General features: G+C 72.1%; 11 protein-coding genes. 10 read left to right on the top strand and 1 reads right to left on the bottom strand.

Translation table 11 applies throughout. From position 1 onward, the window contains the following. The first annotated feature begins 134 nt into the window (after positions 1–134). The 3 genes from ACZ5XS_RS36445 to ACZ5XS_RS36435 all read left to right on the top strand — a co-directional run bounded on the left by ACZ5XS_RS36445 (position 135) and on the right by ACZ5XS_RS36435 (position 3,766). The gene (locus tag ACZ5XS_RS36445; RefSeq protein WP_468658719.1) at positions 135–1,097 is read left to right on the top strand and encodes a GNAT family N-acetyltransferase; all 963 of its coding nucleotides are present in this window, start codon (positions 135–137) and stop codon (positions 1,095–1,097) included. Between the two features lie 97 nt (positions 1,098–1,194). Beyond that, positions 1,195–2,034, top strand: a complete 840-nt coding sequence (locus tag ACZ5XS_RS36440; RefSeq protein ID WP_468658717.1) for an ester cyclase — start codon at positions 1,195–1,197, stop codon at positions 2,032–2,034. 88 nt (positions 2,035–2,122) lie between these two features. Continuing rightward, positions 2,123–3,766: an FAD-dependent oxidoreductase gene (locus ACZ5XS_RS36435; RefSeq protein WP_468658715.1), complete on the top strand. Its 1,644-nt coding sequence runs from the start codon at positions 2,123–2,125 to the stop codon at positions 3,764–3,766. 56 nt (positions 3,767–3,822) lie between these two features. Here the strand turns inward: ACZ5XS_RS36435 and ACZ5XS_RS36430 are convergent, their stop codons facing one another. Then, positions 3,823–4,311, bottom strand: a complete 489-nt coding sequence (locus ACZ5XS_RS36430) for a MarR family winged helix-turn-helix transcriptional regulator (RefSeq protein WP_468658713.1) — start codon at positions 4,309–4,311, stop codon at positions 3,823–3,825. 116 nt (positions 4,312–4,427) lie between these two features. On the opposite strand from ACZ5XS_RS36430, the gene ACZ5XS_RS36425 reads away from it, so the two are divergent. From ACZ5XS_RS36425 to ACZ5XS_RS36395, 7 genes are all read left to right on the top strand, one after another. Continuing rightward, positions 4,428–5,972 (top strand): FAD-dependent monooxygenase, encoded by a 1,545-nt coding sequence (locus ACZ5XS_RS36425; RefSeq protein ID WP_468658711.1) that lies wholly within the window; start codon positions 4,428–4,430, stop codon positions 5,970–5,972. A gap of 69 nt (positions 5,973–6,041) precedes the next feature. Continuing rightward, positions 6,042–7,079, top strand: coding sequence for a methyltransferase (locus ACZ5XS_RS36420; RefSeq protein ID WP_468658709.1), 1,038 nt, complete (start codon positions 6,042–6,044; stop codon positions 7,077–7,079). A gap of 82 nt (positions 7,080–7,161) precedes the next feature. Next, positions 7,162–8,139, top strand: coding sequence for a quinone oxidoreductase family protein (locus ACZ5XS_RS36415; RefSeq protein WP_468658707.1), 978 nt, complete (start codon positions 7,162–7,164; stop codon positions 8,137–8,139). Between the two features lie 206 nt (positions 8,140–8,345). Then, entirely contained in the window at positions 8,346–9,323 is a 978-nt protein-coding gene (locus tag ACZ5XS_RS36410; protein ID WP_468658705.1) for a quinone oxidoreductase family protein, read from the top strand. Between the two features lie 229 nt (positions 9,324–9,552). Continuing rightward, on the top strand, positions 9,553–11,115 hold the full coding sequence (locus tag ACZ5XS_RS36405) for an MDR family MFS transporter (protein WP_468658703.1): 1,563 nt from the start codon (positions 9,553–9,555) through the stop codon (positions 11,113–11,115). A gap of 203 nt (positions 11,116–11,318) precedes the next feature. Further along, a complete protein-coding gene (locus tag ACZ5XS_RS36400; protein WP_468658701.1) occupies positions 11,319–12,362 on the top strand; it encodes a methyltransferase in 1,044 nt (347 codons plus the stop codon). After that, the gene (locus ACZ5XS_RS36395) at positions 12,359–13,966 is read left to right on the top strand and encodes an FAD-dependent monooxygenase (protein ID WP_468658699.1); all 1,608 of its coding nucleotides are present in this window, start codon (positions 12,359–12,361) and stop codon (positions 13,964–13,966) included. Before ACZ5XS_RS36400 ends, ACZ5XS_RS36395 begins: the two co-directional genes overlap by 4 nt. Positions 13,967–14,056 lie beyond the last annotated feature (90 nt).

Here is a 14,056-nt window from a genome sequence, read left to right as displayed (position 1 = left end):
CGGGCCCCGTGGCTCTCCTGGGACGTCGGTTTCCCGGAGGGCGGCGGGGCTCACCGCTGCCCGCCCCGTCGCCCGTGCCAGGTGTCGAGTTGTCCTCGACGGTGCTTCGAGAGCAACGGGACACCGTGTGGCGCATGGAGATTCGTAGCCTCGACGGCGACGCGCCGTCGACCATCGCCGCCCTGCTTCCCGGGTTCCGGGAGACCATGAGCCGGGAACTGCCCGGCGATCCGCCGGTGACCGAGGCGCTGCTCGCGCGGCTGTTCCAGCGGCGGCACGGGACGGAGCGGATCGTGCTCGGGGCGTTCGACGGGGACGTTCCGGCCGGTGTGCTGAAGCTCGGCCTCGATCTGGGGGATCCGGACGGGCCGGGGCACGGTTCGCTGTGGGTGTTCCCCGGCTTCCGGCGGCGCGGGGCCGGGCGGGCCCTGGCGGCGGCGGGGCTGGCGGCTCTGCGGGAGCGGGGACGGCCGTTGTTGCTGGCCGACGCTCCCAGGGCGGCGGCCGGTGAGCGTTTCGCCGCGGAGCTCGGGGCGGACCTCGTCGGCGAGAGCGTGCGCAACCGGCTGCGGTTGGCCGGCCCCGCCCGTGCGGTGCTGGAGGCCGCGGCGGCCCGGCCGGTGCCCGGGTACCGGCTGGTGTCGTGGCACGGGCCCTGCCCCGACGACCTCGTGGAGTCCTACGCGCGGGCCTGGAGCGCCCTGGAGGAGCGGGTCAACGGCCGGCCCCGGGTGCGGCGCCCGTCCGCCGGCGACGTACGGGCGCGCGAGGCCGAGGCGGAGCGGGCCGGGCACCTGCCGCACGTGGTGGCGGCGCTGCCCGAGCACGGCACCGTGATCGTCGCGTACAGCACCTTGTTCGTGCGGGACAGCCCGATGGCGGACGCCGGCGAGACGCTGGTGCTGCCGCAGCACCGGCGGCGGGGCCTGGCCACCTGGCTGAAGGCCGAAGTGCTGCTGGGGGCGGCCCGGGTCAACGGCCGCCTCGCCCTGGTCCAGGTCTTCAACGACACCGCCAACACGGCCGTGGTCGCGCTGAACAAGAAGCTCGGCTTCGAGACCGACTCCTACTGGTCGACGTACGCGCTCAAGGCCTGAGCGCCAGAGGGCCGTCGTCCCAGGCCGTCCCCCGCTGATCCGAGCTGATCCGAGCCGATCCGAGCCGATCCGAGCCGATCCGATCCGAGAGGAACCCATGACCACTGTGAGCCCCGCCGGCCGGCGCACACGCAACGCCGAGCTGGTCCGCGATCTGTACGGCACGCTCTACCGCGAGCACCGTTTCGAGGAGGCCGGCCGTTTCTTCCACGCCGACTTCACCGAGCACGATCCCACGGACTGGAAGACGCCGGACCGTGAGTTCCGGGGCCTGCGCGCCGACATCGACCACCTGGTGGCCGACAACGACCGGGTGATGCTGTTCGCCACGTGGACCGGACGCACCCGGGCGGGAGCCGAGCTCAGGCTGCACACCGCCGAGCTGTACCGCCTGCGGGACGGCCGGGTCGCCGAGCACTGGAACGTGGTCGACCGGGACGTGCTCGCCGCGCACGGCGTGGCCTACGGGCCGCCGCAGAGCGGTCAGCCGGCCGCTCCCGGGCTGCACGGACAGCACAGCGACACCGAGCGGGCCAACGCGGAGCTGGTGCTCGGCGCGTACCGCGACGTCTTCAGCGAACACCGGCTGGACCTCGCCGAGCGCTACTACCACCAGGACTACCGGCACCACAACATGCGCACGGACGCGGTGCCGGACGGGCTCGACGCCTTCAAGGCGTTCTTCGCCGACAACCTCGCGGCCTTCCCCGACCTGGTCACCACCGTGGACCACCTCGTCGCCGCCGACGACCGGGTGATGGTCTTCGTGACCTGGACCGGCACGCTCACCGGCGCCTGGAGCGGTGGCGGACCCTCCGGTCTGCCCCTCGAGATGCGCACCTGCGACCAGTTCCGGATCGAGAACGGGAAGGTGGCCGAGCACTGGGAGGTCGTCGACTACCTCGCGCTCGGCAAGGCCGGACTGCCGACTCCGTGAGCGGGCCCGGCATCCGTACCGACAGCCGGAAGACCCGGGCGAAGCGCCCGGCCGAGAACCAGTCCAGAGCCGAGAGAGGGACTCCGCGATGACTTCCCACGACGACAGCGCACCCGTGTCGAACGCGCCCGTCCTGATCGTCGGCGGCAGCCTGGTCGGGCTGTCCGCCGCCGTGTTCCTCGCCCGTCACGGGATCCGCTGCACCCTGGTGGAGCGGCATCCGGGCACCTCCATCCACCCCCGGGCCGTCGGCTACTACCCCCGGACCGGGGAGCTGCTGCGTCAGGCCGGGGTCGAGGAGGCCGCCGTACGGGAGGCCGCGGGCTTCGCGACGCACCGCACCCGGGCCGGGGTGACCTCCCTGGCGGGCGAGGTGCTGTTCAGCAAGGAGGAGCTGGAAGGCGACGACGAGCTCGTGGATCTCACCCCGTCCCGGTTGCTCCTGCTGCCGCAGGACCGGCTGGAGCCGCTGCTGCGGGACCGTGCCGTCGAACTCGGCGCCGACCTCCGGTTCGGCACCGAACTGCTGTCCTTCGCGGAGGACCCGGACGGGGTCACCGCCGTCCTCGGCGACGGAGCCGGCACCAGCACGTTCCGCAGTTCCTACCTGGTCGCCTGCGACGGGCCGCGCAGCACCGTGCGGGAGGCGCTGAAGGTGCCCCGGCAGGGGCGCGGGGTGCTGTCCCGCCATGTGAGCATCGCGTTCGGCGCGGATCTTCGGCCCGTGCTGGGGGAGCGCCGTTACAGCGTGGTCCACGTGAAGAATCCCCAGGTCACCGGGATCCTCGTCCATGACGACACGCTGACCGGGGGCACGCTGATCGTCGGGTACCGGCCCGAGGACGGAGAGAGCCTGGAGGACTTCACCGACGCCCGCTGCGCCGAGCTGGTGGGTGCCGCGATCGGAGCGCCCGGGGTCGAGGTGACGATCCGTTCGCGCTTCCCCTGGGACATGGCGGAGCAGGTCGCCGAGGGGTTCGTGCACGGGAGGGTGCTGCTCGCCGGGGACGCGGCCCATGTCGTGCCGCCGACCGGCGGTTACGGAGCCAACACCGGTATCGCCGACGCCCACAACCTCGCCTGGAAGCTCGCTCTGGTGGTCGACGGCGTCGCCGGGGCCGGTCTCGTCGAGACGTACGACGCCGAGCGGCGGCCCGTGGCGGTCTACACGGCCGGGCAGGGTTCCCTGCAGCTCGCCGTGCGGTCCGGCACCGCCACCCCGGAGCAGCAGGCCGCCGCGGCGGACGCGGTGACCGTGACGACGGGGCAGGCGTACCGGTCCGCCGCGGTCGTCGGGGAACCGGGGAGCGCGGACCTTCCGGTCGCCTCCGACCCGCGGGCGCTGCGCGGTGCGCCGGGGACCCGGGCGCCGTACGCGGAGCTGTCGCGCGGCGGCGAACCCGTCTCCACGCTCGATCTGTTCGGGCGGGAGTTCGTGCTGCTGGCCGGGGAGCGCGGCCGGGAGTGGATGTCGGCCGCCGTGGCCGCCTCGGCGGAGCTGGGGGTGAAGCTCGCCGCGCGCCGCGTGGTGCCCGGCACGGGCGGCGGCGCGGGCACCCTGTCCGACCCGGACGGCCGCTGGGCCGAGCGCTACGGCGGGGTGCGCCCCGAGGGCGCCGTACTGGTCCGCCCGGACGGGTTCGTCGCCTGGCGCTCGACGGGCGCCGACCCCGGCGGTGCGGAGACCGCGACGCTGACGGCGGTACTGCGGAGGGTCCTCGCGCGAGGGTGAGGAGGGGAGCAGGGCCCCGGCCGCGTGCCGGGGCCCTGCTCAGTCGTCCGGGGGGTTCAGGCGGTGCCCGGGTCGTTCTGCAACTCGCCCACGGACTCGACGTACTTGATGAGCAGGCGGGCGAACTCGAGGCGTTCCTGCTCCGGCCAGTCCTGGGTGATGCGCTCGAAGGCCGCTCGCTGGTGGCGGCGGAAACGGGCGAGCGTCTCGTGGCCCTCCGGGGTGAGCTGGAGGATCGTACGGCGGCCGTCGCGCTGGGAGGCCGCGCGGATCAGGTAGCCGGCGGAGATGCAGTCGGAGACCATCCGGCTGGCCACGGAGGGGTCGACCGCCAGCCGTTCGCCCACCACGCCGACGGTGATCTCCTGGCCCTCCTCGTCCGGGCCGTCCTGAACGATGTTGAGGACCAGGGTCCTGGTGAAGTCCTTGCGGGACACCTGCTTCTCGACGTTCAGCGCCTGCGCACGCCGCAGTCGAGAGAAGGCGGGGCCGACGGCGTCGAGCAGTTCCGCTGCCCGCGGCGGGGGCTGGGTCGAAGTGTCCATGTCCGCATTCTAAGCGAGTTGATTACGGCAGACGAGCATCTGTATGCTCTCAATCGACTGCATGACGTAAAGCATATACCTGCTGACCCACATATACCTCGGAGAGGAATCCCACCATGTCCACCGACACATCCGATCGCGACGTCGAGATCGCCTACGACCCCGACGTCGACTTCGACGTGCTCATCGTCGGCGGCGGCCCCGTCGGCATGCTGCTCGCCGCCGAACTGCGCATCTCCCGCGTCCGGGCCGTGGTGCTCGAGCGACTGCCCGAGCGCACCCCGCACTCCAAGGCCTTCGGCCTGCACGCCCGCTCCCTCGAGTCGCTCGACCGGCGCGGCCTGCTCAAACGGTTCCGCGAGGGGGCCCGCTCCTGGAACAACGGCCACTTCGCCGGCCTCGACGAGTGGGTCGACTTCTCCACCCTCGACAGCGCGCACGGCTACGCCCTGCTCTCCGAGCAGACCAGGACCGAACGGCTCCTCGAGGAGCGCGCCACCGAGTTCGGTGCCGAGATCCGCCGGGGCCACGAGGTCACCGCGATACGCCAGGACGCCGACGGCGTCGAGGCCGAGGTGACCGGCCCTGACGGCGCCTACACCCTGCGCGCCGGCTACGCCGTGGGCTGCGACGGCGGACGCAGCCTGGTCCGCCGGGAAGCCGGCATCGACTTCCCGGGCACCGGCGGCAGGGTGACCGCCCGGCTCGGCGACGTGATCCTCGCCGACCGCGAGAACGCCCCCATGGGCATGGAGCGCACCGACCGCGGCCTGCTGTTCTGCGTGCCGCTGGACGACACGTACCACCGGGTGTCCACGTTCGACTTCCAGGCCGAGCGGGAGCCGGGCGCGGAACTCACCCTGGACGAGCTGACCGCCAGCCTGCGCGAGATCTGGGGCAGCGACCTCGGAGCGCACTCGCCGCGCTGGCTCTCCGTCTTCACCGACTCCGCCTGCCAGGCCGACCGCTACCGCGAGGGCCGGCTGCTGATCGCGGGCGACGCCGCCCACACCCACTTCCCGGTGGGCGGCCAGGGCGTCAACCTCGGTCTCCAGGACGTCTTCAACCTCGGCTGGAAGCTCGCCGCGACCGTGCACGGCTGGGCTCCCGAGGGCCTGCTCGACAGCTACGACCGCGAGCGCCAGGCACCGGCCCGCAAGGTACTGGCCAACACCCGCGCGCAGATCGCGCTGATGAACCCGGACCCGTACGTCACGCCGCTGCGTGAGCTCTTCACCGACCTCATGCGCACGGAGCAGGTGAACCGGTACCTCGCCGAGATGCTCAGCGGCGTCACCGTCCGCTACCCGATCGACGGCCCCGAGCACCCGCTGCTCGGCGACTTCGCCCGTGACCTGGAGCTGGACACCGACGAGGGTACGAAGGCCCTGCCCAGGTTCCTGAAGCGCAGCACCGGTCTGCTGCTCGACCTGGGCGGCGGCCCGGAGATCGGCCAGGTGTACGAGAAGTGGGCCGCGGGCGTCTCCTGGGCCGGACGGCTCCAGCACGTCCGGGCCACGTGCGCCCAGGAACCGCGGCTGGCCGGTCTGCTGGTCCGCCCCGACGGCTATGTCGCCTGGGCCGCCGACCGGGACATGCCGGAGGCGGAACTGCGCGAGTCGCTGAACACCGCCGTCACCACCTGGTTCGGCACCGTCTGACGACGGGCCCCCGGTTCGTCGCGCCCCCACCTCCCCCCACACGTCCCGTTCCCGTAGTGAGAGGACGCAGTGAGCAGTTCCCCCACCACCACGGCCGGCAGTACCCCCACCAGTCCCCCGTGGTCGCAGGAGTTACTGAGGAAGAGCGATCTGATCACCCCCATGGCGATCCGGGTGGCCGCCACGCTCGGACTCTCGGACCACATGGCGGCCGGAGCGGTCACGGCCGAGACGCTGGCCCACCAGGCGGACGTGGACCCCGTCGCGCTGGGCCGTCTCCTCGGTCACCTGGTGAACGCCGGGATCTACCGCCCGCTCCCCGACGAGGGCTACGAACCGACCGAGCTCGGTGCCCTGCTGCGCGACGACGTCCCGGCCTCGGGCCGTGACTGGCTCCGGCTGGACGGTCCGACCGGACGGGGCGAGGTCGCGGTGTTCCGGCTGCTCGACGCCGTGCGCTCCGGCACCCCCGTCTACTCGGCGCTGTACGGCCGGGAGTTCTGGACGGACGTCGAGTCGGACGCCGCCCTCGCGGAGTCCTTCGCCCGGCGGATGGCGGCGAGCATGCGGTGGGTGATCCCCGAGCTGCTGGCGCAGGGCGACTGGCAGGACGTACGGCATGTCGTCGACGTGGGCGGCGGCAGCGGCGAGCTGCTCGCGGCCGTGGTCGGCGGCACCGCGGGCGCGCGGGGAACCCTCCTCGACCTGGAGGGGCCCGCGGCGGCGGCCGAGCGGGACTTCGCGGCCGCCGGGCTCCAGGAGCGCTGCCGCGCGGTGGCGGGCAGCTTCTTCGATCCGCTGCCCGCCGACGGCGATGTGTATCTGCTGGCCAACGTCCTGCTGAACTGGCCCGACGAGCGGGCGGCCGAGATCCTTCGGCGCTGTGCCGAGGCCGTCCGCGAGGGCGGCCGGGTCATGGTCCTCGAAGGGCTGCTCGACGTGCAGACCGACCAGACCGATCTGGACCTGCGGATGCTCGTCTACCTGGGCGGGCGCATGCGCACCACCGAGCAGCTGCGTGAACTGGCGGCCAGGACAGGGCTCTCCCTGCGCCGGGTGACCGCCCTGAGCCCGGTGCGCTCCCTCGTCGAGTTCGAAGCGGCGTGACCTCGGCGCCCCTCGGCGACGACAGCCGGCTTCCCCCGCACATCACCACCCCCCGATACGTAGGACAAAGAGGAGTACTTCCATGCGCATCGTCCGTCACCACGAGTTCGGCGCCCCTTCGGTGCTGCACGTCGAAGAGGCCGACAAGCCCGTCCCGGGCCCCGGCCAGGTGCTGATCCGCACCGAGGCCGTCGGTGTCAACTTCGCCGAGTGCCAACGCCGGCAGGGCATCCCGGTCGGCGGCCCCGCCACCCTTCCCGGCTCGCCGGGCGGCGACGTCGCCGGCATCGTGGAGCAGCTCGGCGAAGGCGTCGACGGGGTGAGCGTCGGCGACCGGGTGGTCACCGGCGTGGCCGCCGACGGGTACGCCGAGTACGTGGTCACCCAAGCCGACTGGCTGTTCGCCGTCCCCGAGGGGATCGACGCCGGTCAGGCCACCTCGCTGCCCATCCCCGGCCAGACCGCCTACCACGTGATCGTCACGGCGGCGAAGCTCCAGCCCGGTGAGTCCGTGCTGATCACCGCCGCGGCGGGCGGCATCGGCCATCTGCTGGTCCAGATGGCCAAGGCGCTCGGGGCGGGTCAGATCATCGCGGCCGCCCGCGGCGAGGAGAAGCTGGCCTTCGCCGCCTCGCTCGGCGCGGACGTCACCGTCGACTACAGCGTGGACGGCTGGGAGGAGAAGGTCCGGGCCGCGACCGACGGCAAGGGCGTGAACGTCGCCCTGGAGACCGTGGGCGGCGATGTCCTCACCAAGTGCGTGAACCTCACCGCCCAGTTCGGGCGGACGGTCGTGTACGGCGCGGCGGGCGGCGAACTGCCGGCCATCGAGGTCGGCGACATCTTCGACAACCGCATCGTCATGGGCTTCAGCATGTGGGGCGTGATGGGCAGCCGGCCGGACGTCATGGCCGAGGGCGCGCGGGAGCTGCTGGACATGATCTCGTCCGGCAGGGTCCGTCCCGTCGTGCACGCCGAGCTGCCGCTCAAGGACGCCGCGGCCGCGCACGAGCTGATGGAGGCGCGCTCCCAGCTCGGCCGTGTGGTGCTCGTTCCCTGATCCGGCCTTGATCCGGCCCTCGTCAGATCCTGACCCGGCTCTGATCCGGCCGGAATCTGCACCCAGCATTGATATGCACATTGACAAACACATGCATTGAAGCATGTAATTGTCCTCGGCAACACGATCAACCCGTAACCCGGATCCCTGGGCGGAGCCGCAGCGACCATCGCGGCTCGAAAACACTTCCTAGTTGGGAGAACACCATGCGAATCGTCCGCCACTACGAGCACGGGGCCCCCTCGGTGCTGCGTGTCGAAGAGGCGGAGAAGCCGCAGCCCGGACCGGGCGAAGTGCTGATCCGCTCCGAGGCCGTCGGCGTCACGTTCGCCGAGGTCCAACGCCGCCAGGGCATCCCGATCGGCGGCCACGCCACCCTGCCCGGCGCCCCCGGCGGTGACGTCGCCGGCATCGTCGAGGCACTCGGCGAAGGCGTCACCAACCTCCGCGTCGGCGACCGCGTCGTCGTCGACGTCGACCACAGCGCCTACGCCGACTACGTGACCGCCGACGCCGCCTGGGCCATCGCCATCCCGGACACCATGGACGCCGCCGAGGCGACCCTGCTGCCCAGCCCGGCGCAGACCGCGTACCACGCCATCAAGGAGGCCGGCCAGCTCAAGCCCGGCGAGTCGATCCTGATCGACGCCGCCTCCGGGGGCGTCGGCCACCTCGCCGTGCAGATCGCCAAGGCGATGGGCGCCGGCAAGGTGATCGCCACCGCCAGTACGCAGGCCAAGCTGGACTTCGTCCGCGAACTCGGCGCCGACGTCACCGTCAACTACACCGACGACGACTGGGACGAGCAGGTCAAGGCCGCGACCGACGGCCGGGGCGCGGACGTCGTCCTGGAGACCGTCGGCGGGGACATCCTCACCAAGAGCGTCGCCCTCACCGCCCAGTTCGGCCGGCTGGTCTTCTACGGCTCGGCCAGCGGCGACATCCAGCCCATCCACCCGCTGATGCTCAGCCGGATGAAGACCGTGGCCGGATTCGCCCTGTACGCCATGCTCTACAACCGGCCCGAGGCCATCGCGGCCGGTCAGCGAGACCTGCTCGACATGATCGCCACCGGCAAGGTGCGTCCGGTCGTGCACGAGCGGCTCCGGCTCGAGGACGCCGTCAAGGCACACGAACTGATGGAGGCACGGGCCCAGCTCGGCAAGGTCGTGCTCGTCCCCTGACCGGGGAACCGCGAGCGGCCGCCTCCTGACCGAACGTGGCCGGTCACGATCATCCCCCGCTCGTGACCGGCCACCCGCCGTACGGCACGGGGCACTCGTGCCGTACGGCCCACTCCACACCAGTCCCTGAAGCAATCCCCTGACGGATCCCACACCGCAGACGACGCCGGCCACACCCTGGCCGGCGGGACGGGGATGGCACCCACTCCAGCCCGAAAGGCGAATTCCCGTGCCCTCCCGGACCACAGGGGCAGGCGGCCCGCTCACCGTCGCCGCTCCCGCAGCCCAGACCCGGATCCGACCCGTCATCACCGCCTGCCTGCTGGCCGTCTTCCTGGCCATGCTGGACTCACAGGTCGTGGCCACCGCGCTGCCCCGCATCGTCGGGGACCTCGGCGGTCTCGACGTGTTCGCGTGGGTGACGACCTCCTACATCATCGCCGCCAGTGTCACCACGCCGGTCTACGGCAAACTCGGCGACCTGTTCGGCCGTAAGAAGATCTTCCTGATCGCCGTCGCGGTGTTCCTCGCCGGCTCCGCGCTGAGCGGCGCGGCCCAGTCCATGGACCAGCTCATCCTGTTCCGCACCCTGCAGGGCATCGGCGCCGGCGGCCTCTTCGTCTCCGTACTCGCCATCATCGGGGAGCTGTTCAACCCGCGCGAAGCCGCCAAGTACTTCAACCTCTTCGGCATCGTCTTCGCCCTCGCCGCGCTCTCCGGTCCCGCCGTCGGCGGTGCGCTCACCGACCTGCTGAGCTGGCACTGGGTCTTCCTGATCAACCTGCCCGTGGGCGTCGTGATCCTGGTACTGGTCTCCACCTGTCTGCACCTGCCCCGGACCGACCGGCCCGCGCACATCGACTACACCGGCTTCGTCCTGCTCAGCGCGGCGATCGTCGCGCTCACCCTGGCCGCCGGCTGGGGCGGGGTGAAGTACGAGTGGCTGGACTGGCGGATCCTCGGCCTCGGCGCGGGAGCGGTGCTGCTCGCCGTGCTGTTCGTCGCCGCCGAGCGCCGGGCCGCCGAACCCGTCATCCCGCTGCACCTCTTCCGCGACTCCACCTTCAGCGTCAGCGTGCTGGTGAGCGTCGCGGCGGGCATCGTCTTCCTCGGCTCCGTCAACTTCCTGGCGATCTACATCCAGGTGGTGACCGGCGCCAGCCCGACCATGTCCGGTGTCGTGCTGCTGCCCATGATGTTCGGCCTGGTCGCCGCCTCCGTCGTCAGCGGCGCGGCGATCGGCCGGACCGGCCGCTACAAGTGGTACCCGGTGCTCAGCATGGCCATCGGCATCGCCGGTGCGCTGCTGCTGGCCACCATGGACACCGGGACGTCCCGGCCCGTGATCATCGCCTACATGCTGCTCTTCGGCATCGCGGCGGGCCTGAACATGCAGGTCCTCACGATGGCCGCGCAGAACACCGCACCCCGCGACGACATCGGCGCCGTGCACGCCACCGTGGCCTTCGCCCGGCAGCTCGGCACCACCGTGGGCATCTCCCTGTTCGCCTCCATCTTCTACAACCGGCTCACCGAGGAGATCGCCGACCGGACGTCCGCGGACGCGCTGCGCGGCATCGACCCCGACGCGCTGTCCTCGACCGAAACCCTGGACCGGCTCACCGAGCCCGTGCGCGACGCCGTCGAGCAGTCGTACGCCGCCGCGCTCACCCCCGTGTTCCTCACCGCCGTACCGGTCCTCGTCCTCGGCCTGCTGGCCGCGCTGGCGATGAAGAACCTGCCGCTGCGCAGCGAGGACCACCAGGGCCACGAAGCCGCCGAGGAGAGCTGACCACGCCCCTTCTCGTCTCTCGCCCCCAAGCCGCCCTCCCCGTACAGGGAGGGCGGCTTGCGTACGTCCGCCCGCGTGCACCCCGCCCCGCTTCAGCGCCCTTCGAGCCCGAATCGACGCCTCGCGGACATCGTCGGCACTGCACAGCCGTACGACGCAGGACGCAGGCCGGACAACAGGCAGAGGCAGACCAGGAGGCTCGTGTGACAACGACCGAAGACCCGCAGACGGCTCCGGCGGTCGATCCCGGACCGCTGATCCGGCTGACCATTGCCGACTGCGGCGCCAAGGTGCTGCACAGCGCCGTGACCCTCGGCGTGTTCGGTGCGCTCGCCGACGGCCGCCCCGCCGACTCGGCCGAGCTGGCCCGGCGTACCGGGACGCACCACCGGATGCTTCCGGACTTCCTGGACGCGCTGGTCGGTCTCGGGATGCTGGAGCGCACCGAGGACCGCTACCGCAACTCCCTGCTGGCGCAGACGTATCTGGTGCCGGACTCCTCCTCGTACCTCGGTGGCTTCGTCGAACTCACCAACGAGACGCTCTACGGCACCTGGGGCCGGCTCACCGAGGCGCTGCGCTCCGGTGAGCCCCAGCATCTCGACCCGGACAAGGGCGGATTCGTCGGGGACCGGCACAAGGACCCCGCGAAGATGAAGCGGTTCCTCGCCGGACTCGACGCCTACAGCGACCGGATGGGCGCGGAACTGGCCCGGCGCGTCGACTGGGGCCGCCACTCCTCGTTCCTCGACCTCGGCGGTGCGCGCGGCAACCTCGCGGCCGTGCTGGTGCAGGCGCATCCGCACCTGGAGGCGACCTGCTTCGACCTGGAGCGGACGCGGCCGCTGTTCACCGAGCACATCGGCGGCCTGGGCCTGGCCGACCGGGTCGCCTTCGCCGGCGGCGACTTCTTCGGCGACCCGATCCCGCCGGCCGATGTCGTCGTCCTCGGCCACATCCTGCACGGCTTCCACACCGGGCGGCGGCGCGAGCTGCTCGGCCGGGTCTTCGAGGCCGTACGGCCCGGTGGCACGGTCCTCGTCTACGACCGGATGATCGACGACGACCGCAGCGACCCGGAACGGCTGCTGAGCAGCCTGCACATGCGGCTGGTCAGCCCCGACGGCTCCGAGTACCGGGTGGCGGACTGCCGGGCCTGGCTACGCGAGGCGGGCTTCACCGACGGGGCCGCGCAGCCCCTGCTCGGCACCCACACCCTGGTCACCGCCCACAAGGAGGCAGCATGAAGCCGGACCAGACCCCCGTCCTCGTCGTCGGCGGCGGGCTCACCGGACTGTCCGCGGTCGTCTTCCTCGCCCACCACGGCGTCCGCGCCACCCTGGTGGAACGCCACCCCGACACCTCCACCCATCCCAAGGCCCGTGCCATCAACCCCCGGACGATGGAGCTGTACCGCGCGGTCGGCATGGAGGAGCGGGTGCGGGCCGGGCGGTCCCCCATCTCCGGCAACACCGACCTGGTGCACGTGGAGAGCCTCGCGGGCAAGGAACGCGTGCGGATGCCCAGCGCGTCCCCCGAGGACATCGGCCGGATCAGCCCCACGCAGTGGACGCTGATCGACCAGAACCAGCTGGAGCCGATCCTGCGGCAGCGGGCGGTGGAGGCCGGCGCCGACGTCCGTTTCTCGACCCGGGTCGACGCCCTGGAGGAGACGGCGGACGGGGTACTGGTCAGCACCACCGACCTGTCCACCGGCGGGAGTTCGCAGATCCGCGCCCAGTACGTGATCGCGGCGGACGGCAGCCGCAGCCCGCTGCGCGAGATGCTCGGCATCGGGGCACACGGCCGGGGCACCATCACCAACCTCGTCAGCTTCTTCTTCGAGGCCGACCTGACCGAGGCGCTGCGCGGCCGCCGGATCATCGCGGCGTACGTCAACAACCCCGAGGTGCGCGGCACGATCATCCCCCTCGACAACGACCGCCGCTGGGTCATCAACGTCTCCTTCTCCCCCGATCAGGGCGAGCGCGCCCAGGACTTCACGGAGGAGCGCTGCACCGCGCTGGTACGGGCCGCGGTCGGGGTGCCCGAACTGCCCCTGAAGATCGAGTCGGTGGACATGCCGGCGTGGGACATCTCCGCGCGCGTGGCGGACACCTTCGCGACCCGTCGGGTGTTCGTCGCCGGGGACGCCGCCCATGTGATGCCGCCCACCGGGGCGTTCGGCGCCAGCACCGGCATCCAGGACGCGTACAACCTGGCCTGGAAGCTGGCCCTGGTGCTGTCCGGCACGGCCGGTCCCGGGCTGCTGGAGAGCTACGACGCCGAGCGGCGCCCGGTGGCCGAGGAGACCGTCCGCCAGGCGATGCTGCGGTTCGCGGTACGGGAGGGCAAGCAGTACCAGGAGGTCGCCGCCGAACTGCTGGACGAGACGACCATGACCTTCGGCTACTGCTACCGCTCGGGAGCGTTCGCCGCGGAGGAGGGGGCCCCCGACACGATCGTCGAGGATCCCGAGCACCCCGGTGCCCGGCCCGGAGCACGGGCCCCGCATCTCGAACTCGACGGTCCCGAGGGCCCGGTGTCCGTCATCGACCTGTACGGCGACGGGTTCACCCTGCTCGTCGACGAGGTGGCGGGCCGCTGGACCGGGGCGGTGGAACAGGAGGCCACGCGGCTGGGCATCGGCCTGAAGGTGGTCCGCATCGGCCGCGGAACCAGGCTGTGGGACGCCGACGGCTCCTTCCGCCGCCGCTACGGCCTCCTGGCCGGCGGCGCGGTCCTGGTACGGCCCGACGGATTCGTCGCCTGGCGGACGACCGCGGGCCGTAGCGGTCCGGTGGACCGCGCGGCGGTCGATGCGCTGCGGAGGATCCTGGACCGGCGGTAGGCGTTCCGCTGGAGGGGGCGTGCGAGGGCTGTTGGTCGACTGCGGGCCGGTGGGGGCTGGTCGCGCAGTTCCCCGCGCCCCTGAGTGCGG

The sequence above is a fragment of the Streptomyces sp. NPDC033131 genome (assembly GCF_055578365.1).
The sequence above is the reverse complement of the archived record's forward strand: the minus strand, read 5'-3'. Positions and strand labels throughout refer to the sequence as shown.